Raw genomic sequence first — 21,591 nt, 5'->3', positions numbered from 1 at the left:
GGTCAGACGGTTGCGGTCGTGCCGTCAGCGAACGGCCAGCACGGTCCTGGTCGGGCAGGAGAACTCCAGGGAGCCGTCCGGCCCCGCGAGCACCCGCAGCGCCTCGCGCGCCTCGTCGGTCGCCTCGGCCACCCGCTCCGGAGGCACCAGGTCCCACTGCATGCGGGTGGTCACGGTCTTGGTCCACGCCAGGTAGTCGTCGATGGTCTCGAAGCGGGAGTCCGCCGGGACATGGCGGATCCGCACATCGCTGAAGCCGGCGGCGAGGAAGGCGGCGGCCGTGGACTCCTCACTGACCAGCGGGCCGCCGAGACCCAGGACCACCTGCCACGGGTCGTCCACACCCTCGGGGAGGTACTTGGCGAGCACTCCCGCGAGGATCTCGGCGGACTCCCAGCCCGCGGCCAGCCTGCCGTTCTCGGTGGGGAAGGTGGTCGCGGCGAACCTGCCCCCGGGGCGCAGCGCCGCGACGGCGCAGGACAGGGCCTTCTCCGCCTCCGGCAGCAGGAACAGGACCATACCGGCGCTGGCCGCGTCGAACGGCTCGGCGAAGGCGAAGTCCTGGGCGTTGCCCAGCTCCGCGCGGGCCCAGCCGGACACCCCGCGGGCCTCGATGTCCGCCGTGCAGGCGTCGACCATGCCCTGGGCCTGGTCGAAGCCGAGCACGAAGCCCTCCGGCCCCACCGCGTGGGCGATCGGGAACAGGCAGGCGCCGCGCCCGCAGCCGATGTCGAGCACCCGCTCGCCCGGCGAGAGCTCCAGTGTGTCGGCGATCATCTTTCCCAGCGGATGGAAGATCATCTGACCTGCGGACTCGTACTGCTCGGCGGCCTTGTCGTATGCGTCCCTCACCAGTGAGGTGATGCGGAGGTCCTCGGTCATGACGCGCTCTCTTCCTGCTCTTCCTGGGACTGCGGATTGTCGGATGTCACCGGCCGCACGATGCAGCCGAGACGGAATTCGGCACAATGCGTTTCGCCCGCCACGCGCCACCACAACCGGTCCGGGGTGGGCAGCATTTCGGACACGACGACTTCCCCTTCGGGAAGTCGCGCGATATCGATCACCGACAGCGGGTCGGCGAAATCGACGTACAGCGGCTTGGGTTCGGCCGGATGCTTCACGTAGACATGGCGCGGAATTCCCTGGGCGGCCCGGAGCCGCTGCACGGCCAACCACTGGGTGACGGTGTCCCCGGTCCTTTCCGGAGTCCTTTCCGGAATGCTCAGCCGCCAGCGGGCACGCTGGATCACGACACCGTCCACGACGATCCTGGGGGTGTACGCCCCGAGGTCGACCGGCACCGGGACCAGCGCGGGCCTGGACACCGCGCGGTGCAGCGTCGACGAGAGGTCGCCCGGGTAGAGCAGCCGCCGCCGGCCGTCCACCACCACCGCGTCGGCCGAAGCGGGCACGACGGCGTCCGCGATCGGCACCACATCGGCCCGGTCCTTGCCCGAGAGGCCACTCAGTTCGATGGCGGCACCGGGAAGTTCGGGGGTCACATGGGCACTGCGACGGCGCGAGACGATGGTCGCGGCCGTCCCGGGCGGCACGGCTCGCGCCACCCGCTCGGTGAAGCCACCCCACAGCCCGTCCGGGTCGCTGTGCAGCGGACGCTCCAGCCCCCCGAAGATCGAGCTGCAGTCGTCGTGCAGCTCCGAGAGCACCCAGGTGGCGGTGGCCGGGTCGGGGCCCGCCACCATCAGGTCGGGGCTCGGGAGGCACGCGTCATCGGGGCCGTACGACACGGTGTCCCACAGCGGCGCCAGCGCCTCGGCCAGCTCGCTCCGGCTCAGCTCCACGACCGGCGGGCGGCCGTCGGCCGATCCCGCGGCCTCCACGGCCCGCCCGACCAGTCGGCGCAGCGCCGCGTCCAGCCGGTCGCGGCGCGGTGAACGGGCGGGTATCTCCCGTACGGCCAGCGCGGCAAGCGGCGCCGGGGCGCCCCCCAGCTCGGCACGCAAGGCGTCGCGGGCGTCCTCCCTGGCCAGCAGCGCCGCGAGGAACGTCAGCGGGAACACCGCCTCGGTGACCTCCCGGATGCGCTCCACGATCGGCGCCCCGAAGCCGACCCGCTCGCTCACCGGACTCGACCTGTCCTCGTGGAACAGCTCGCGGTCGGCGTAGTGCCGGCCGCTGTCCTGCGACACCTGCCCGCCGTCCTGCGCGCGGGCCGCCCGTACGGCGACGAGGTGCGCCGCCCGTTCGGGCCAGGCCGCCTCCGCGTACTTGTCGCGGACCTCCGCCAGGTTCACCACCGTGTCCGTGGGGTGTTCGGCCGCCAGCCTGGTCAGCGCGTGCAGCTCGGTGGCCGGCAGCCGCCAGGGGGAGACGACCAGCGCCGGTCCGAGTGCCTTCACCAGCTTGGCCGCGTACGCGTCTTCCGCCCCCGCCTGATGCGGGGGCGGCACGCGACCTGCGGCGCCGACGAGCGAGTCGAGCCGGCTCCCCGGCGCCGCGCAGGCGGCACTCCACAGCGCCAGCGCGGGCGCCGCGACCTTGAACCTGCGCCCGTCCACGGTCCGTTCCAGCACCGGGGAGGAGTCCGGCCGGCGGAACAGCGGACTGGGCCACACGCGCTGCCGTGTCAGCGGCACCTCACGGGCGGCCTGCTCGCGCAGCTCCTCCACCAGCCAGGCACTCGCCTCCACCACGACCTTCTCGCGGCCGGGCGCGCCGACCAGCAGGGCCTCGTCCTGCTCCGGCACCAGACGGCCGAACAGCACCGGGCCGAAGAACGAGACGGTCTCGCACTTGGTTGCGAACCGGCGCAGGTAGCGGTGCAGGGTGTCGACCTGACGGCGCAGGGACCGCGGCAGGGCGCCGCCCTCGTCCCGCGCCTGCGCCCAGCCCGGATGCGTCAGCGGCGGTGTCTCCAGGGCCGTGTGGTGGAACGAGGGGTTCGACACGAACACGGCGTGCCCGAAGTCGTCGCGGCCGGCGGCCTGCGCGGTGTGCAGCCGGGCTCGCAGCAGTGCCGCTTCCAGCTCGGTCCCGGCTGCCGCCAGCCGCTCGCCGAGCGCGGCGACCAGGGCGTTCCAGCGCGGCGCCCAGTCCGGCGCGCCGGTCGCCGCGAGGACCGATGCGCACCGCTCGTCCAGGGGCGCGCCCTCGTCCACCAGGCGGCGGCAGCTCTGGAGGGCCCGCAGCGACCGCTGGCGCGGTTCGACCGTCCGTACGGCCTCCCGCAGCCCCGGCCACAGCCGGTCCAGGAAGTGCGCACGCTCGGCGGCGAGCGCCTGCTCCGCCGCGAGCACACCGGCGGCGGTGCCGAGCAGCTCCCCGGAGGCGAGCCCGTCCAGGAGCGCGGCCGGGAAGCCGGTCGCGCGCAGCAGCGACCAGGGCATCATCTCGACCGAGAGTTCCCCGTTCCCCGCCCGCACGCTCCATGTCAGTGACGCCATGTCAATTCTCCAGACTGGTCTCGCTTTTCGTCGGAGACTCCGGTAGGAAGGAAAAGGCTCGGAAATTGTCCGGCCGTCCAGCCGACGACGAGCCAGGTAATGCGGAGGGGAAAGAGAAGATGCGAATCTCGTCTCGGATCATGCGTGGTTGCCGCGAAAGCGTCGACCGCGCCGAACACAAACTGATCGCACTGTCGAGGAGTATTCACGCCGAGCCGGAGACCGCGTTCAAGGAGCACCGCAGCGCCGCCAAGGTGAGCGGCCTGCTGCGGGACGAGGGATTCGACGTCGTGCCCGGCGCCGGCGGCCTGGACACCGCGTTCACCGCCCGCTACGGCAACGGCCCGCTCACGGTCGGGCTGTGTGCGGAGTACGACGCCCTGCCGGGCCTCGGCCACGCCTGCGGACACAACATCATCGCCGCCTCGTCGGTGGGCGCGGCCCTGGCGCTGAGGGACGTGGCCGACGAACTCGGCATCACCGTCATGGTGCTGGGCACCCCGGCCGAGGAGGAGGGAGGCGGCAAGATCACCATGCTGGAGGCCGGTGTCTTCGACGAGGTGTCGATGGCGATGCTCGTCCATCCGGCCCCCGAGGACAACTGCGCTCCCCGCCCCCTCGCACTGGTCGAGCTCGAAGTCCGCTACACCGGACGCGAGTCGCACTCCGCACTCGCCCCGCACCTGGGCGTCAACGCCGCCGACGCCCTGACCGTGGCGGAGGTCGCCGTCGGCGTGGGCCGCCAGCACTTCGAGCCGCGGCAGCAGGTGCACGGCATCGTGACCCGGGGCGGCGAGGTACCCAACGTGGTCCCCGCGCACACGAGCGCCCTGTACAACCTGCGCGCCGCCGACATGGAGTCCCTGGAGCGTCTCGAAGCACGCGTCAGGGCCTGCTTCGAAGGCGGTGCCGTCGCCACCGGCTGCACCCACGAGGTCCGCTCGACACCCGCGTACGCCGAACTGGCCCACGATCCTTTCCTGGTGGCGGCCTACCGGGCAGCGGCGACCGAACTGGGCCGCCCCCTGGTGTCCCCGGAGGAGGAGCGCGCGATGCCCACCGGCAGCACCGACATGGGCAACGTCAGCCGTGTCCTGCCCAGCGTGCACCCCAGCATCGGCATCGACAGCGGCGGCGCGGTCAACCACCAGCCGGAGTTCGCCCGGGCCTGCGTGACCCCGGCCGCCGACCGGGCGCTGCTCCAGGCATCCGTCGCACTGGCCTGGACCGCGGCGCAGGCCGCCGAGGACGACCAGGCCCGGGAGCGGCTGCTCGCGGCCCACGCGGCCCGCCGTGGCGCGGACCGCACGGCCGGCTGACCGCCGCCGTCCGGGCCGGCCCCGGCGGGGCGGTGCGGGCCCCCCCGCGGCGGCGGGGGGGCGGGCGGGGGGGGCCCCGGAGGTCGGGAGAGCGGGGGGGTGTGTCCGCGTGTGCGCCCCCGCCCCCCGCCGCCCGCGCCGGGCCCCCCCCCCCCCGCCCGCCCCCCCCCCCCCGCCCGCCCCCCCCGGCCGGGGCCGCCCCCCACGCCCCGGCTGCGGCGGTGCTGCGGCCGGGGTGGCCCGATGCCCCCACGGGTGCGGGGCGTGCGGGGGTCACGGAAGCCGCACCACCGTCTCGCCCTCGGCGGTGTCGATGTGCACCGCCGAGATGCGGGGCCCGGCCGCGGGGTCGACGACGACGTCGAGCGCAGCGAGTCCGGGCCACCGGTGCGCCCAGTCCCGCTCCTGCTCCCGCGCCCGGCCCGTCTCAAGGCGCCGCAGCGACTTCGGGCACACCCGGTGCCCGGCCGCCTTGAGATCGCCCGGCACCCGTGCCGCGCGCGCCTCCGGGTCGCCGTAGCTCAGGAAGAACGGCAGCACCCGGCTGCGCCACGACAGGTCGAACGCCGCCTCCGCCCACGGCACACGCCGGCCGTCGGCGCGGACCGACTCGCCGCGGAAGAGGTCCGGATCCGCTCCGGTGACCGTCTCCACCTCGCGTGCGGTGGACTCGATGTCGTCGGTCAGCGCCGCCCAGTTGAGGAAGTCCGGCCCGTCCGCGGTCCGTTCCAGGAACAGCCGACCGAAGTCCTCGCTCGCCAGCTGCCGTTCGTCGTGGGTGACGAGCAGTTCCAGGTACTGCACGTCGGGCGTGTCGAAGGGCACCACCCAGCTCGCCGTGCCGTCCGGGTTGGGGCTGCCGTCGGTGATGCCGAACCCGTACTGGTCCCACAGCAGTTCGCGCAGCGGCTCGATGGTCCGCGCGCCGAGGATCACATGGTCGATGCGCATCAGGAGGCACCGCCCAGGGCGTGCGAGGGGCACATGCTGTACGGCAGGGCGTCCCAGTCGTCACCGACCAGGCCGGCCGCCATGCCCTTGCCGGTGGCGCGCGCCGAGAGCAGCCCGTGCCCGGCGTGGCCGGCCGACAGGAAGATCCGCTCGTGGCCGGGCAGTGCGCCCGCCAGCGGCCGTCCGGTGCCGGACACCGGACGCAGCCCGGCCCGGAGCTCCACGGGCACCGACTCCGCGAGCCCCGGCATGGCGGTCGTGGCGAACCGCAGCAGATGCGCGATGCCCTGGGTGGTCACGTGCTCGGCGAAACCCGCGTCCTCCTCCGTCGCACCGACGATCACGTCGTCACCGACGCCGGGCGCGAGGTAGTACGCGGAGGACAGGATGCAGTTCAGCTCCTCGTCGGTGCGCAGCACCGCCATCTGCCCACGCTGCGGCCCGATCCCGGTCGCCTCGGCCAGGCCCTTGCCTGAGCTCCAGGCGCCGGCGGTGATCACCACCCGGTCCGCGCCGAGCGTCCCGTCGGAGGTCACCACCGAGACGGACGCGCCCTCCTCGCGCACCTCCCGCACCGTGACGCCCTGCCGCCAGTCGACGCCCCGGGCCACGCACCGGCGCCGTACGGCGTCCAGGTAGCGGCGGCCGTCGATCATCAGCCCGTCCGGGTCGAGGAGGTAGCGCCTGCTGGTCGGCAGCTTGAGCCCGGGCGTGGCCTGCGCGAGGGCGTCGCCCTCCACCCAGTCGCCGACGCCGAGGCCGTCCAGCACGTCGCCGTGGGCCTCCACGTCCGTCTCGCGCAGGGCGCGCAGGATGGGCCTGGCCACGCTGAACGCGCCGTACTCCGGCTCCAGCCGGGCGACATCGGCGTCCAGGTCCCGCTTGGCGGTCCGCAGCCAGTCGTAGAACTCCCGGTCGGTGAGGTAGCGCAGCGAGGGGACCGCCACGCCCGCCGCGCGGTTGGTCGAGTGCCCGGGTTCGGTACCGGAGTCGAGGACGCGGACCGACGCCCCGCTGTCGCTCAACTCCTCGGCGAGGCAGGCACCGACGATGCCTCCGCCGATGAGCGTGAAGTCAGGGGTTGATGACGGTGACGACGGCATGTCCTGCACCTTCCATTTCGGCCGCGCCGGCGAGTACCAGCGAGCGGGTGGTCACGTCGCTGTCGCTGTGGACAGCCATGGGTGGGCCGGCCAGGCCGCGGGCCTGGCGCAGCAGATGGACGGGTTTGCCCTTCAGGGCGAGGCGGAACCAGCGGCCGGGCCGGTCCGCGACCCTGGCCAGGCACTGGAGCCGGACGGTGCCGTCGCCGTGGTAGCGCTGGAGTCCCTCCACGCACCAGACGAGTTCCACCGCGTCCGGGGGCACCTCGGCCCGCGGGCCGTCGAGTTCGAGCCGGGCCAGCGGCGGCGGGCCGAACCCGCCGGTGTCGTGGTCCCACACGGCCCGGCCGGGCGCTATGCCCTCGGCGAGCGGGGGCGGCGGACAGATCCGGCCGCCGTCCACCAGGACGGTGGGCAGCGCCGGGTCGCCCCGGTCGTCCCGTCCCGACCCGGGCGGCGCCGCCGGCAGGTCGGTCAGCGTCAGCCCCGGCAGTACGCGCCGCCCCGCCAGCCGGCCGGCGGTCGCGCGACCCCCGCGCGAGGTCAGGGAGAACGCCGCACCGGCCACCAGCACCGACGCCGCGGACGGCCGCAGCAGCAGCGGCCGCTCGCGCCAGTCGTCCGGCGGGTCGGCCGACACGAACGGCTCCGAGAGCGCCCCGAGTTCGTCCCAGGGCAGCGCCTCCACGAGCGCGGCCGGATCCCCCTGGCTGCTGGTCCCGAGCAGCACCGGACCGCCGGGGGTCTCGACGCGGGCCAGCAACTCGGCCCGCCTCGACACCGGCAGACCGTCGCTGTCACGCCACTCGTGGACCTGCGCCACCGCGCTCTGGAGTCCGGCGACGACCGACGCCGTCCGTTCGGCCGCCTCGGTGAGCAGCAGCCCGGTCTCCTTGCCCGCGTCCTGGTCCGTCGGCCCGGCGACCCGCCGGGAGCCGGTGACCCGGCCCGTCGCGTCCCGTTCGACGCGCAGGGTGTCGAGCGAGACGGTCAGCCGCGGCGCGCCGCGGGTGGGCGTGACGATTCCGGAGGCACGTGTCCGCATCTCAGCCACGGGCCACCGCCCGCAGCCCGACGAGTCCGGCCGGCAGCCGGAATCCGGCGTTCGCGAACGACACCGGCACCGGGTACTGCCCCAGCTTTCCGCAGCCTCCGGTGGCCCGCAGATAGGCGGCGACCCGGTGCTCGTAGGGCCGCAGACCCGCGAGCACCCGCGCCCCGTCACCGGTCACCGTCAGCGGGCCCAGCCGGGCGGTGCTGCCGTCGGCGCGGTGCAGCAGGGAGAACGGGGCGTGGAAGACGAAGGCGCCCGAGGCGATGTTCATCATGTCCAGCCGCAGCCCGTACGGGGCGATCCAGTCGCCCGTGGGCGGCTCCGGCTCGGCCGCGGGATCGATCACGGCCACGGTGTGGGTCATCCGGGGGATCGCCGGATGCCGGTAGCTCTGTTTGCGTCCGTGGCCCGTGCCGGGGCCGCCGCCGAGCAGGGAGGCGAGCGCCCGGTCGGTCATCGGCTGCCCCACCGTGCCCCGGTCGATCAGCCGCAGGGTGCGGCACGGGGTGCCCTCGTCGTCGAACGGACTGCGGTAGCCCGGTCCGTCGTGCGCACCGCCGTCGAGCACCGACAGCCACGCGGGTGCGACGGGCTGTCCGGCGCGCGCCCCGAGATAGCTCGTTCCGGACGCGACCACGTCGGCTTCCATCGGGTGGCCGACGATCTCGTGGAAGAACGCCCCGGCGAGGCCGGGCAGCAGGACGAGGTCGGCGCCGTCGGGGAGTTCGGTGGCGAGCGGCAGTGCGAGGCGTTCGCGCACCGCATCGGCCGTCCGCACGGCCGCGTCCCTCAGCCCGTCCGGGTCGGACCCCGCAGGGGGGCACAGCAGCGACCGGGAGTGGACGGTGCCGTCGTCACCGGTCAGCCTGGTCTCCAGGGTCGTGACGATCCGCTCCGTGGTGTCGACGCGTTCCGTGCCGCCCGCGGCGACGTGCTGCTGGGCCACACCCAGGGTCAGCTCCGCGCCGGTGTCGCCGGCGATCCCGGCGAGCTCGGCGCGCAGCTCGGGGGTCAGCTCGAACAGCGGCCGTTCCTGCACCTCGCGCAGTGCGTCGGCGGCCTCCGGGCTCGCCACGGCGGCGCCCGGGGCCAGCAGGTCGTCGCCGTCGGCGAAGCGGTGTTCGGTGAAGCCCCGGGCGAGGTGCCGTTCGACGCTCATCCCGCGTACCGAGGTCCGCTCGGTGGAGATGGTGCCGTCCGGGAGCACATCGGCCCGCATCCGCAGCGAGTGCTCGGCGAAGAGCGTGGTGTGCGTCATCGCGTGCTGCTCCCGCCGCTGCTCCTGCCGATGATCTGCATCCGCAGCTCGCTGGTGTAGCGCCGGCCTTCGCTGTCGCGCAGCCACAGCTCGTCCGGTCCCGGCGCCATCCGCTCCACGCCCAACTGCTCGGCGTCGCGCGCCACATGGCTGATCAGGTCCGCCGCGAGCGGTGAGGCCAGGTCGATCAGATACGGCTTGCGCTCGTGGGCGCTGCGGCAGAAGACGAACCGTGTCCCCGTGTCCCGGGCCAGCCTGCGCAGCGCGAGGAACCGCGCTTCGGGTTCCGGTGCCGCGAGCGCCGCGGTGGGCACCTGCCACCGGGACCGCTGCAGGACGACCGACCCCAGGGCCACTTCGGGCTGTGCGTCCTCGGTGGTGAAGGTGGGGTGGAGCACCTGCGGATGCGAAAGGGCGGCGATGGGGGCGTACTTGACGAAGTCGCTCAACGGGACGTACGCGCTGACCGTCCTGCCGTCCGGATCGTGCAGGGTGACCTCGTGCGGCCCGATGCGGACCGTGAGGTCTTCCGGCTTCAGCAGCTCCGGCTGATCGTGGTCGGTCCAGGTCAGCGGGCGCATCGCGACCTCAGGGCCGGGGAACCGGTAGTAGCCCTTGTTGCGGCGCCCGAAGTCGAGCCCGACGACCGTGCCGTCCTGCGCCGCCGTCCAGGCGGCGGCGTCCGCGCCGAGCCGGTCCGGATCCGGATGCATGGTGCCCAGCCAGCTGCGCACCAGCAGATGGTGGTGGGCGCGGGAGAGTACGAGCGGGGCGGCGGCGCCGAGCCCGGAGGCGTCCGGCGCGGCGGGGCACAGGTCGATGACCGCGTACCGGTCGCCGTCCAGCGCCCCGGCCTCGCCGGTCAGCCGCTCGACCTCGGCCCGCCAGTCGGCGCCGGGGTAGCTCGGCGCGTGGGCCGCCTGGAAGGTGCTGGTCGAGTCGGAACGGCTCGCGGCCGCACGGGTCGCGTACGTGAGGAGGTCCAGTTCGACGCCCTGCCCACCGGCCGAGCCGTCCGTGAAGGCCTCGCGCACCGCGGTCGCCGCGGCGCGCTGGGCGGCGTGCCCGTGCGCGGTGCACACCTCCATCACGGGGGCGAGCTGCCGCTCCCAGTCGCCGATCAGCCCGGCGCCGAGGGTCAGCGCGAAGGGCGACGCGCACTCCTCGAAGAACACGGCGCGGTCGGCGTACGCCGCACCGGCGCCCCGCCTGGCCGGCCTGCCGGTGAACTCGGTGAACCGGTTCTCCAGGGCGGCGACGGCGGCCGCCTTGCGCTCCAGCGGCACCTCCGCCAAGTCGCCGATGAGGGAGGCGAGTTCGGCTATCCGGCCGAGCCACAGCTCGCGTGCCGGTGAGGCGGGCAGCGCGGAGAGCTGTTCGCGCAGGGTCGCGAGCGGCTCCAGGTCGTAGTCGCCGCCACCGAGACCGATGGTGACGGCCTCCTCGGCCACCAGCCGCATCAGCGTCCTGGCCACCTCGCGGGCCGGCTGCCCGGCGGCGCGCACCACGTCGCGGAACACCGTTCCCTCCGGGGCCACGAGCAGCAGCAGCGGCTCCCGCACCGCTTCACCACGCCCGGTGGAATGGAACGCGAGATGCGGAAGGATCCTGGGGTCCCTGGCGATCGCCGTGGCCAGCGCACGCGCCGCCCAGTGCGAGAAGAACACCCGGCGGACGCGGGGCGCGTCGTCGCGCAGGACGGCACCCTCACCCGCGCCCACCGTGCCGTACGCCATGGGCCCGAAGAAGCTCACCGTCTCGTTCTTCGCGCAGAACCGCTGCACGTACGTGAACATCTGCCGGCGCACCCGGCGCCAGCGCGAGGTCAGCGGGCCTTCGTACGCCAGCAGCGGGAGCAGCATGTTGCGGTACGCGTCCGGGTTGGACAGGAACACGGCCTCGGAGACCCCCGGATCCGCCAGCAGATCCCGCAGCCGCTTGCCGGCCTCCTCGTCGGCCTCCCGGCAGGCGAGCGCGTAGCGTTCCCAGGCGTCGGCCCAGGCGCTCACCGCCGGGCTCCAATCCGCTGCGCCGGACCTCGGCACCTGCCGCACCCGTCCGCGCAGCACGTCGGACCGCAGCGACTCGGCGCGGGACCCGTCGAACCGCTCCTCCACCAGCTCCAGGACGGTCCGCTCGCGGTCGAGCAGCTCGTCCGCGAGTTCCAGCAGGGATCGGGGCGCGCCCAGCTCCTCCAGCCAGTCGAACGGCATTCCCGCATGGCGCAGGATGAACTCCCGCCCGATGCGCCACTGTCGGCTCACTGGCTCCTCCGCATCACTCCGGCTTGGACCAGCCGATCGGTCAGTTTCCTTCGGACCCCATCGCTGATCCGGTCCAGGACGGCGGTGTCACCGGACGAGAGCCGCTCCACGACCGGCGTCAGCTTCGGATGCAGCCGGAACGCGCTGCCCGTCCGCAGATTCACCACGAACGAACCCGGGCCCTGGCCGTCCGGGCCAGGCCCCTCCCCGGCCACGACGGCGGCCGACGGCTCCCACACCGCAGTCCCGTCCCCTGCGGCGAGCACGCAGCAGGCGAACCGGCCGGGGAACAGGTCGGCCACGGCGCCGAGTTCGGCGTTGAGCACGCCGATCGCCGCGGTGCGCTCCGTTTCGTCGAGCGTCCCGGGCGCGGTGAACCGGTCCCAGCGCGGCAGGTCGTGCCCCGGGGTCGCGTGCCGGATCAGCGGCACACCGTCCCAGGCCTGCGGTGCCGCACCGTCACGGACCGCCGGCAGCCGGAACGGGCTGAGCCCCGCGAGCCGGGGGCCCGGACCGGACAGCAGGCTCCGCGCCGCGGTGCCGGTCCCCTCGGCACTCACCCCGGGCGCCCCGACGAGCAGTTCGACCCGGAGCAGTGCCCCGTCCGCCGCGCCCAGGACGGGCCGCAGATCGGTACGGCGGCCGTCCGCCCCTGTCACCTCGGCCCAGGACGCCAGCCGCGCCACGGTCAGCGCCGCGCCCCGGCACTCGCGCCACGCCTCGACGGGCAGCGCCGCCGCCTCGTCCGGGGCCAGCCAGCCCGCCCAGGGGGCGCCGGCCTGCCAGTCGGCCGCGCGGCGGACCCAGCGGACCGGTGCGCCGTCCCCGGACCACTCCTTGCCCAGCCGCCAGGCCGGGGCCCAGTCGTCGAAGCCCACCACCGCCGAGAACGGGGCGAGCGCGCGCAGCGCCTCCCGGTGTGCGGTGGCGAACCGCCCGCACAGCACGACCCGTTCGGGGCCGAGCGCCTTCAGGAGCACCGCCGCCGCCGGGAGTTGCTGATCGGTCTCGATCACCAGGTGCACGCGCCCCTCCGGCGCCGCCGCACGGGTCCACCGCGCCTCGGGCGCCAGCAGCTCGGTCCGCTCGGCGGCCGGCACCACGTCGGCCCCGCACTCGGTGGTGCCGACGACGAGCTCCACGTCGTCCGCGGCCAGCCGCAGTGCCGGATCGGCCTCGCCGGCCAACCGCAGCGCCATGCCCATGGCCCGCAGCCGGCCCGCGGCATGGCCGCCCCGCGCGGTGACCCGCGCGGCGGCCCGCGCGAACAGCGCCTTGGCCCGGTTCTCCGCGGGGTCGGTCCCGCCGCGCCTGCCGAGGGCGTAGTCGTCGGCCAGCGCGGCGAGCGTCCCGGTGGCCGTGAGGCGTGCGACGAAGTGCGCGTTCACATCGATCAGTTCGTCGTCCGGTCCGAGGTCCGGTTCCAGACTCGGATCGAACAGGGGAGGGAGCACCACCCGGCGCATCACCGCTCACCACCGCCCCGCAGGTACACACAGCGCAGCTCGGAGGCGAAGCGCAGCTCCCCGTCCCGCAGCCAGGCGTCCTCGGGCGCGGGCAGCGCCTCGGACACCAGGAGCTGTTCCGCCGTGCCCGCCAGCCGGGCCATGCCCTTGAGCAGCTCGGGGCTCGCGGTGTCCACGTACACCGGTTTGCGTTCGGCCGGTGACTTCACGAAGAAGCGGTCGGGCAGGCCCCGTTCCCGCACCAGCCGGGCCGACGCGAGCAGCCGCTCGGCCTCCCGCTGGCTGCTGTGCGCCTCCAGCACCGCGGCGCTCGGCAGCGCCCAGCGCCGCCGCGAGAACACCACGTTGCCCCAGCGCAGCCGCGGCACGTGCGGCAGGTCCGGCAGCACCGGGCGGCGGATCCGGGGCAGCGCCAGCGCGGTGTGCACGGCGGTGTCGAGCTCGCCGTTGTGGAAGAGCAGGCTCCGGCCGGGGTGGGTGTCGCCGCGCAGGACGACCTCCTCGCCGTCGCTCTCCAGCCACAGCTGGTCCAGGCCGATCCGCTCCCGGTCCGGGCCGGCCTTGCCGCCCAGTTCGAGCACCACACCGGGGAACTCCAGCGGCGGCAGTCCGGTCGTACGACGTGAGATCACATTGACGGCCACCTGGTCGCCCAGTGCCCTGCGCACCCCGGCGTCCCGCTCGGCGAGCAGCGCCGCGGAGTCCGGATGGAACTGCAACGCCCACGGGGTGAGCAGCGCCGCGTCGTGGATGTCGCCGAGCACGAGCGGGGTCACTCCGGGCTCGTATCCGGCCAGGTCGGGGGCCGCGATCAGGACGTCGATGGAGCACAGCACCGGGGCGGCGGGCGGTGGGGGCGCGGCGAGCAGCCCCACCACGTCGAGTTCGGCCCGGTCCGCGCCCTCGGCCTCGATCACCCGGGCGAGTTCGGCGCCGAGCGCTCCGCCCGGCTCGATGTCGAGGTCCGCGCACTCCCGCAGCGCCCGCAGCAGCGGGATCCTGCCCGCTCCCAGCCGTGCCGCGACCGCCCGGTTGGTGCGCAGGCGGGTCGCCTCGGCCTCGTGGGCCAGCAGGTCGAGCACCGGCGCGACGGCGTCGCACATGTCGCGGGCCAGCGGCCCGCGGACCTCCAGCTCGGCCGTGCCGACGGCGGCCTCGTGGATGATGACCCGGTCGTTGTAGAAGCGGCCGCGTTCCGCCGAGCGGTCGGTGACGGGCAGCAGCGACTCCAGCTCGGCCTGGATGGTCAGTTTCCGCTCGGGCGGCGCCGACGGGTAGTCGTCGAGCAGGCCGAGCACCTTCACCAGCAGGGCCCGAACCCCGGCCGCGCGGGCGGCCGTTTCGGGGTCCGAGGCGTCGATGCGTTCCACGGTCCAGCGCAGCGGGTCGACCACGGTCGCCGGCGGGCACAGGGTGTGCGTCAGCGTCCCCTTCGCCACGGCCGCCGCGAACGCCGCCACCGCCTCCGGGACACCGGCACCGCACCCGGACGCGATCCGGGCCACCGTCCGTACGCCGTCGGCCTCCCGCAGCAGCGCCGCGCCGACGCCCGTACCTCGGGGCGTCCCCGTCACCGTCTTGCGCACCGGTACCAGCAGCTCGGCCAGCGCCGGATCGCCCAGCAGCAGGTCCTGCACGGCGTCGTTGACCCGGGCCGCGGTGTGCGCCTGGCGGACCCGGATCGCGGTGTGGCCCTCCCAGTCCAGCGCCGTGGCGGCGTCCGAACCGGGGCTGAGCCGCCCGTAGTTGATGGGTCCGAAGAAGCTCATCGTCTCGCTCTTGGACGCCAGCCGCTGTGCGTAGGAGGCGAGTTGGCGCCGGATCCGGCCGCCGCCCGCACCCCGTGCGAGATCGCGGTGGACGGCGGGCGACGAGCAGACGATGGCGTCGTTGACCCGCGGATCGGTGCGGATGGCGGCGAGCGCCTCGTCGACCGCCGCCGTGTCGGCCTCGACGGTGGCGGTGAGCCGCTCCCGCACCGCGCTCACCTGCTCCGCCGCGGCGTTCCACTCGGCCAGCCAGTCGGCCGGGAGGTTGTCCGACGCGGGCAGCGGCCGCAGACCGCGCAACTTGGCCTGCTGGCCCCGGGACAGCCGCCCCGCCGGGCTCAGCCGTGACGCCACGTCGGCCGACCGGGCCTCCAGGGCGAACAGCTCCTCGATGAGCAGACGGGTCTGTTCACAGGCCAGTCGCTCGACCATCTGCCAGGGGAACCCGGCGCTGCGCAGGACGACGGTGGGCAGCAGCTCCCAGCCGTGCCGCCGAGACTCCGGCTTCTGCGGAGAGCGGGCGGAATGGGGTGTCATGACGCGGCCCTCTTCATGGCGATCCGGAACTCCGAGGTCACAGGGGCCCCGCCGTGGCGCAGCCACAGCGCGTCCGGCGCCGGCCTCATCTCGGCCAGCGACACGGCCGTACTGTCACCGGCCAGCACCATCGCCACCAGGGCGTCGACGGCCAGCGGACTGTCCAGGTCGATCCCGACCGGCTTCGGTTCGTGCGGAAGGGAGGCGAAGCAGAACCGGGGCACGCCGTGCCGGGCCCGCAGCGACTGGACGGCGAGGAAGGCGGCGGCGGGGTCGCGCGCCGCGTCGACCCCGAGGTCGGCCCGGCCGAACCACCAGCGGGCCCGCTGCACGAGCAGGTTCCCGACCACGATCCTCGGCGCGAAGCCCCCGATCCGCACCAGCGGCAACCCCACGCCGGGGGCGGCGAAGGCCCGCAGGTGCACATGGTCGTCCTCGCCGGCGTACAGGGTCAGTTCACCGTCCGGGGTGCGCAGCCGGGGCGTGCCGTCCACCAGGACGACCGTCAGATCGGTCAGCGGCACGGTCCGCTCCCGGTCGTCGGTGGCCACCGAGGTGATCTCGATGAAGCGGCCCGGGAACCAGTCGGCCACCAGGCCCTTGTGGCGCCTGCGGCGGATCACCGTGGCCAGCCGCTCGGGGCCGCCCCACGGTTCGAGGCCCGCCGCGAAGTCGCCCAGCATCCGGTCCTGCTCGTCGCTGAACAGCCCCTGTGAACCCCAGGCGAAGACGTACGGGTGCAGTTCGCCCAGCACCAGCAGCTCGCCGCCGTCCTCCCGGCTCTCCAGCATCAGGTCCGGGCTGACGAAACGGTGACGGCCGGGCTCGGGCGCGAACCCCGCGAGCTCGGCGGGGGAGAGCCGGGCCTCGTGACCCTGCACGGCGGACTCCACCAGCGCCGCGTAGTCCCGCTTGAACGCGATGAGCGGTCCCGCGAGCCGGTCCAGACCGCCCTCCTCCACCGAGGCGCGCATCCGGCGGATCAGCTCGTCGTACGGCATGGCGTCTCCGCCCGCCTCGCGCATGATCTGCGTGCACAGCTCGGCCGCAGCCTGCTGCTGGAGCTCGCCGTAGCGGGCGGCCACGTCCAGCACCGGGCTGAGCTCGGACTCCCAGTGCCCGGCCACGTCGCCACCGATCACCACCGGGCTCTGGTCGCCCTTGGCGTCCAGGGACACCACCAGCCGGTCCGCGTACATCCGGCCGCCAGCGCGTCGCGCGTCGACCTCGGTGAGCCGGGTGAAGCACTCCTCGACGCGCTCCAGCGCGCCCGCCCGCGCGCGGTGGCCTTCGGCCGCCGCGTAGGCGTCGGCCAGATCGCGCAGTTCCCGCAGCCGTACCGGCCAGGCGGTGCCCTGCGCGTAGCGGTCGGCCCAGGAGACCAGCCAGTCCAGCGGCCGCGCCGCGGTGGACGGCGGCTCGGGCCAGAGCCGGACGGCCCCCGCCTGCCGAAGCCGGTCCAGCACCCGGCGCGTCTCCGCGAGGTCGAGCCCTGCCAGCGCCGCCAGTTCGACGGTGGAACGCCGCCCGTCGACGGCCTCGGCGAGCTGCCACCGCACCCCGGACAGAGTGATCCGGCGGCCGTCGGCGGACTGGATCGTCCCCGATCCCGGCGACCCGGCCGGTGCCCTGCGGCAGGACGGCATCCAGGCCACCGGCGGGCGGTCCCGCACCTGTGGGTCCGTACCGATGAGCTTGGCCAGCTCGCACACCGCCCAGAACGCGGTCTGTGCCTCCAGGACGTGGTAGCCGGCGTCCGTCTCGGGGCCGAGGGCGGTGCCCTCGGCCGCACGGTCGACCCGGCCGTGCACCAGCGGGCCGAAATAGCTGGTCGTCTCGTTCTTCGCGCCGAGCCGCTGGCCGTACAGGTAGACACGGCGGTAGAAGGACCGGTCCTTGGCGCGGTTGCGGCCCGTCGCGCTGTCCTGCTGCTGCCAGCCGTCGACCCAGCGCACCGCCTCGGTGTGGAAGGACGGCGACAGCTGGAGCAGGGCGTCGCACACCCGCTCGTCGCGGAGCAGGTCGCGGACCCGCTCCGGCCGCCGCAGCACCTCCTCACCCAGGGCGGTGGTCAGCCGCTCGCCCACCTGCTGCTGAGCGGAGTGCGCCGCGCGGTAGGCGTCGACCGCCGATGCCACGTCGTCGCCGCGCGGGCCGGGATCCACCGGCAGGCGCCGGCCCACCCGGCCGCGCAGCTTCGACAGTTCGCGCAGTTCGGCCCGGTCCCGCTCGCGGTCGGCGCCGGTGACGGACTTGGCGATCGCCTCCTGGAGCCGGGCGCGGCTCTGCTCGAACCGCGCCACCGCCTCCCGGTACTCCGCAGCCGCGGCACCCGCCGGCCCGTCACCGAGAGCGGTCAGCAGGTCGATACCGAAGCCCGCCCTCCGCAGCAGCAGTCGATCGTAGAGCTGCCACTCGGCCCGCTGTCCCGTCTCCCCTTGGGTCGCTTGGTCCGTCATGGCCTCAGTCCTGAAAGTTGATCAGGTCGAACGGGCGGTTGAGCTTGGTCCGCGGCCTGGGCAGCAGCCCTTGCAGGTCAGCGCCTTCGGCGACGGCCTTGGCGAGGGCGTCCGCCTCACCGGGACGGGTGAGGCTCAGCGGTGCCATGGCCGCCACCGCGCCGGCCGCGGCGACGGAGCCGGTCGTCATCACCCGACCCGCCTGGGCCAGCGCGATGCGGTACGGATCGCCCAGCAGCCGGGCCGCGGACTCGGCGCGCTCGTACTGCTCGGCGCCCGTCGTCGTGTCACCGCCGGAGGCGTGCAGCATGCCCAGTTCGAGACGCACCTCGGTCTCGTGGAAGAGGTCACCGAGCTCGGCCGCGTTCACCAGCGTGGTGTCCAGGTCCTCCAGGGCGGCGTCCCGCTCGCCGACGAGCAGCCGCAGCCCGGCGCTGCGGTACGCGTGGTGCTTGCGGAAGCCCGCGTTCGACGAGCCGGTGGCCTGCTTGAACTTCTCCCAGGTCGCCAGCGCCGAGGCGTGCTTGCCCGCCTTCTCCTGGAGCACGCTGATGTTCGAGTACAGGTTGATCCGCAGATGCGCGGCACTGGCGTCGGTCAGACCCGCCATGCAGGCCAGCGCCTGCTTCTCGTGCTCGAAGGCCGCCCCGAGCCGCCGCTCCGCGAACAGGGTCAGCCCGCGCAGGTTGTGCAGCCAGCCGCGCTCGCGGCGCACGCTCTCGGCCTCGCCCGGACGCTCCGCGACGACCTCGAAGCCCTGCTCCACCTCGGCGACGGCCTCCGCCAGCCGGTTCTTGCGCTTGGACAGGGTGAGCGCGGAGTACAGGTGCGACTGGGCCCGCAGCTCCGGGGAGAGGCCGGCGGCGTCCTCCCGGATGGCCCGGAAGCAGGCGATGGCCGTGTCCTGGTCCCCGCGGAAACCCGCCTGGATGCCGAGCACCTTGAGCAGGAAGCCGCGTACGTCGGCGGTGCCGCGCAGGATCGCCGTCTCGAACTCGATGGCGTGGACGAGCTCTTCCTCGCGCTCCGCCCTGGCGAGCAGCTCGGGTACGCCCGACTCGGGGATGCCGGCGAGCAGCCCGATCGCCTCGTCGGCGACGACCGCCATACCCTCCCAGTTCGCGGAGAAGAACGCCCTGCGGCAGTAGGCCAGTGCGGCGGCCACCCGGTCCGCGGCGGAGCTCTCGGAGTCCCTCGCCCGCAGGAACAGTTCGCCCTCCTCGGACACCGGCACGAATCCGGAGTCGGACGCCGTGCCCAGGTCGACGACCAGGTCGTCCTCGGTGACCGGCAGCCCCATGCGGCGCAGGCACCGCACCCGCTCCCCGCGGTAGTCGGCGTACCGGCCGACCGGCTCACGCACGGAGGTCGGCGCGTCCAGCAGCAGCTCGGCGCCCTCGACGAGCTGCGCGTGCTCGAAGGCCCGCATGAAGCCGCGCAGCGAGGACAGATCGGTGCCGCCCATCCCCCTGACCAGCAGGGGGCGGCCCAGCTGCGCGCTGCCCGCGCAGAGGGCGGTGGCGGCCACCGTCAGCACGCGGTAGACCTGCTCGCTCTCCCGGTGCAGCCGCCGCTCGGAGGGCGCGAGCGCGATCTCCTCCAGCGGCGCGGTGCCGGGTGCGGTCTCGGCGGGAAAGAGCTCCGCCCATTCGGACGGGTGCCGGGCCGCGAGCCCGGTGAAGTCGGCGCCCTCCGTGCGCAGGGCGCTGATGCCCGCCCGCAGCCCCGTGTACGAAGCGGCCGGGCCGGTGTTCACGTCGACCAGGACGGATTCGGTGGATGTGCGGCCCGCCTCGGCCGCCCGCGTCACCATCGGGAGGGCTCGGTGGTGGCGAGGGCGAGCGGCGCGATCTTGTTCTCGACCTCGTCGAGGTCGAAGTCGACGTCGTCCAGCTCGTCCAGCGCGTCCAGTTCGGTGTCCTCGGCGGTCTCCGCCTCAGCGGCCTCCGCCTCGGGGGCGAGAGCCTCGGTGGTCTCCTCGGGCTCTGTGGACTTCGCGGTGTCTTCCATGGCGCGCTCCATTCGGAATCACGGTCGGACAGGGGAATGCGGATGCGGAGGATCCGGTGTCAGGGCAGCCGGAACCAAAGGGGTGGGCGGGATCGTGGCGGCAGACGTACGGGGAGGGCTGCGGTCGGCGGAGCCGGCGGCGCGGCCCACAGCAGTCCCGGAGGACCGGGACGGCGCCGGGACGAGGGCTCAGCCGACCGGCGTGCTCATCCGGGCGAACTCGACCACCTGCCGTCCGACGGTGGCCAGTTGAGCGGTGATGTGCGGGTCGCCGTCGCTGTCGTCGGATGCCAGGGTGACGCTCTCCGTGTTGATGGTCACTCCTAGGGGAGTGGGCCAGCCCCTCAGGGCGTGCACGACGGAGCGGAGCCCCGCCAGCGTCGAAGCGGCCTGCGCCCCGCGTGCGGTGACGACGCAGCCGACGGCACGGCCGTGGAGATAGGGACGCGCGTCCTCACGCAGGTCCTCCAGGTAGTCGAGGGCGTTCTTCACCAGACCGGAAACGCCCCCGTGGTAGGCGGGCGTGCCGATCACCAGGCCGTCGGCGAGGGCGACGGCCTCGATGAGCTGCCGGGCCGCAGGGGTGCGCAGTGACTCCCCCGGGGAGTAGAGCGGCAGTTGAAGTTCGTCGGCACCCAGCAGCAGGGTCCGGGCCCCCGCCGACGCGGAGGCCGCGAGAACTGCCCGTACCGCCCGTTCCGTCGAAGAACCGGAGCGGACGGTGCCCCCGATGCCGACGATCAGGGGCCCGGCGTCGGCTGAGGCACCAACACCGGGATTCTCCACCGAGGGAACGGAACCCTGGTTCGTCTCCAGCACGGCCACCCCAAACTCCTTGATCGGTCGCGGATTTCGGAGTCTAGACAGGGCGGTTATGCAGTGGTTATGCGCTGGTTATGTGCTGGTTATGCGTTGACCGGAGGTCTGGGCCGCAGTCCGGGCGGGCGCGTCCTGGGTGCGCAGAACTCGCTCCAGGAGCCGCTGGGTGTCAGGGCTGACATCGATGTCCAGGCCATCCGACATCCGGGCGCAGCACAGCTTGTACCAGGACCTGGCCTGCCCTAACTGCCCCAGTTCGCCGTGCACTTGGATCAGGGTCCGGTAGACGTCCTCCTGGTACGGGTCGATGTCCAGCGTGCGGCGGCACATGTCGATGACCTCCGGCAGCTCGCCCCGGTCCAGCGCCTCCTGGAGGAGGAAGTCCGCCGCTCCCAGGGCGAGGGACCGTACCCAGTCCCGCTGTTCCCTGACCCAGTCGGCGGTCTCACCGGGCAGGAAGTCCCCGGTGTGGAGCGCCAGGGCGCGGCGGTAGTACTCCGCGGCCGCGTGGAGGTCACTGCGAGCCGTCGCGCGGTGCCCTTCGTTGCACAGCCGCTCGAGTTCCTCGAAGTCCAGCCAGGCGTCATGGAGTTTGAGGGAGTAGCCGTACTCGTTGAAGACGATCTCCGCGGCCGGCTGCTCTCCCGCGGCCTGCTGCTCGCTGAGTATCTGCTGCACCGCGTGCTTGGCGACCTTGAGGGAGCTTGAGCCCGCCGACCGGGTGCGGTCGGGCCACAGTGCGGCGTGCAGTTCGTCGCGGTCGACCGTACGGCCCCGGTTGATGAGGAGGTAGAGGAACAGCGTGCGCGCCTTGCCGGCCCGCCAGCGTCTGACCGGGAGTCCCCTCAAGTCCAGTGAAAAGCCGCCGAGGCAGCGTACGACGGCAAGTGTGGAAATCTCGGCCATGTGGAAACCCTCCTCCTTCGTGGGGGCAACAGGATGCGAACGCGCAGGCGCGGTCGGTCGGTTCGGGCCTGCGGCGGAGGCAGTCCGGCGGTACGACCGGGGTCGGGGCCACTCGCCTCCCCTATATGTCTTGACGTACGAGAACGTCGCGACCGTTCGGAGGATGCCGGGCAGGCGGACGGCCGGGAGCGGAGTCTCCCGTTCGGCCCGGAGTCGAAGACGTACCCGCCGCACGGCGCCTTGTCGTCGGAGCATCCCTACGGGACGGT

At 73.9% G+C, this 21,591-nt stretch carries 15 protein-coding genes; 1 reads left to right on the top strand and 14 read right to left on the bottom strand.

Annotated features, from left to right (window positions below; genetic code table 11):
* Window positions 1–24: 24 nt before the first annotated feature.
* Both ACIRRH_RS38040 and ACIRRH_RS38035 read right to left on the bottom strand, forming a co-directional pair.
* On the bottom strand, window positions 25–882 hold the full coding sequence (locus tag ACIRRH_RS38040) for a class I SAM-dependent methyltransferase (protein ID WP_403076871.1): 858 nt from the start codon (window positions 880–882) through the stop codon (window positions 25–27).
* Window positions 879–3,407 (bottom strand): lantibiotic dehydratase, encoded by a 2,529-nt coding sequence (locus tag ACIRRH_RS38035; RefSeq protein ID WP_403076868.1) that lies wholly within the window; start codon window positions 3,405–3,407, stop codon window positions 879–881. Before ACIRRH_RS38035 ends, ACIRRH_RS38040 begins: the two co-directional genes overlap by 4 nt.
* A 119-nt stretch (window positions 3,408–3,526) precedes the next feature.
* On the opposite strand from ACIRRH_RS38035, the gene ACIRRH_RS38030 reads away from it, so the two are divergent.
* The gene (locus ACIRRH_RS38030) at window positions 3,527–4,726 is read left to right on the top strand and encodes a M20 family metallopeptidase (RefSeq protein WP_403076867.1); all 1,200 of its coding nucleotides are present in this window, start codon (window positions 3,527–3,529) and stop codon (window positions 4,724–4,726) included.
* Between the two features lie 273 nt (window positions 4,727–4,999).
* Here the strand turns inward: ACIRRH_RS38030 and ACIRRH_RS38025 are convergent, their stop codons facing one another.
* From ACIRRH_RS38025 to ACIRRH_RS37970, 12 genes are all read right to left on the bottom strand, one after another.
* Complete coding sequence (locus ACIRRH_RS38025) at window positions 5,000–5,677, bottom strand: VOC family protein (RefSeq protein WP_403076865.1); 678 nt, start codon at window positions 5,675–5,677, stop codon at window positions 5,000–5,002.
* Window positions 5,677–6,780, bottom strand: coding sequence for an NAD(P)/FAD-dependent oxidoreductase (locus tag ACIRRH_RS38020; RefSeq protein WP_403076864.1), 1,104 nt, complete (start codon window positions 6,778–6,780; stop codon window positions 5,677–5,679). Before ACIRRH_RS38020 ends, ACIRRH_RS38025 begins: the two co-directional genes overlap by 1 nt.
* Entirely contained in the window at window positions 6,752–7,825 is a 1,074-nt protein-coding gene (locus ACIRRH_RS38015; protein ID WP_403076862.1) for a hypothetical protein, read from the bottom strand. Before ACIRRH_RS38015 ends, ACIRRH_RS38020 begins: the two co-directional genes overlap by 29 nt.
* Before the next feature lies 1 nt (window position 7,826).
* Window positions 7,827–9,092, bottom strand: a complete 1,266-nt coding sequence (locus tag ACIRRH_RS38010; protein WP_403076860.1) for a metallopeptidase TldD-related protein — start codon at window positions 9,090–9,092, stop codon at window positions 7,827–7,829.
* Window positions 9,089–11,356, bottom strand: a complete 2,268-nt coding sequence (locus ACIRRH_RS38005) for a lantibiotic dehydratase (protein WP_403076858.1) — start codon at window positions 11,354–11,356, stop codon at window positions 9,089–9,091. Before ACIRRH_RS38005 ends, ACIRRH_RS38010 begins: the two co-directional genes overlap by 4 nt.
* Complete coding sequence (locus tag ACIRRH_RS38000; protein WP_403076857.1) at window positions 11,353–12,813, bottom strand: hypothetical protein; 1,461 nt, start codon at window positions 12,811–12,813, stop codon at window positions 11,353–11,355. Before ACIRRH_RS38000 ends, ACIRRH_RS38005 begins: the two co-directional genes overlap by 4 nt.
* An 8-nt stretch (window positions 12,814–12,821) precedes the next feature.
* Window positions 12,822–15,128, bottom strand: coding sequence for a lantibiotic dehydratase (locus ACIRRH_RS37995; protein ID WP_403076854.1), 2,307 nt, complete (start codon window positions 15,126–15,128; stop codon window positions 12,822–12,824).
* The gene (locus ACIRRH_RS37990) at window positions 15,125–17,587 is read right to left on the bottom strand and encodes a hypothetical protein (RefSeq protein ID WP_403076853.1); all 2,463 of its coding nucleotides are present in this window, start codon (window positions 17,585–17,587) and stop codon (window positions 15,125–15,127) included. Before ACIRRH_RS37990 ends, ACIRRH_RS37995 begins: the two co-directional genes overlap by 4 nt.
* Window positions 17,588–17,591: 4 nt before the next feature.
* The gene (locus tag ACIRRH_RS37985) at window positions 17,592–19,400 is read right to left on the bottom strand and encodes a hypothetical protein (protein ID WP_403076851.1); all 1,809 of its coding nucleotides are present in this window, start codon (window positions 19,398–19,400) and stop codon (window positions 17,592–17,594) included.
* Entirely contained in the window at window positions 19,394–19,597 is a 204-nt protein-coding gene (locus ACIRRH_RS37980; RefSeq protein ID WP_374119991.1) for an ammosamide/lymphostin RiPP family protein, read from the bottom strand. The genes ACIRRH_RS37985 and ACIRRH_RS37980 overlap by 7 nt, the downstream gene beginning before the upstream one ends.
* A gap of 189 nt (window positions 19,598–19,786) precedes the next feature.
* Window positions 19,787–20,422 carry an NADPH-dependent FMN reductase gene (locus ACIRRH_RS37975; RefSeq protein WP_403076849.1) on the bottom strand — a complete coding sequence of 212 codons (636 nt, stop codon included), beginning with the start codon at window positions 20,420–20,422 and terminating at the stop codon, window positions 19,787–19,789.
* 69 nt (window positions 20,423–20,491) lie between these two features.
* Window positions 20,492–21,322 carry a BTAD domain-containing putative transcriptional regulator gene (locus ACIRRH_RS37970; RefSeq protein WP_403076847.1) on the bottom strand — a complete coding sequence of 277 codons (831 nt, stop codon included), beginning with the start codon at window positions 21,320–21,322 and terminating at the stop codon, window positions 20,492–20,494.
* Window positions 21,323–21,591 lie beyond the last annotated feature (269 nt).

This window comes from Kitasatospora sp. NPDC101235 (assembly GCF_044767505.1).
Taxonomy (GTDB): Bacteria; Actinomycetota; Actinomycetes; order Streptomycetales; family Streptomycetaceae; genus Kitasatospora.
This window is presented reverse-complemented; position numbering and strand designations above follow the sequence as displayed.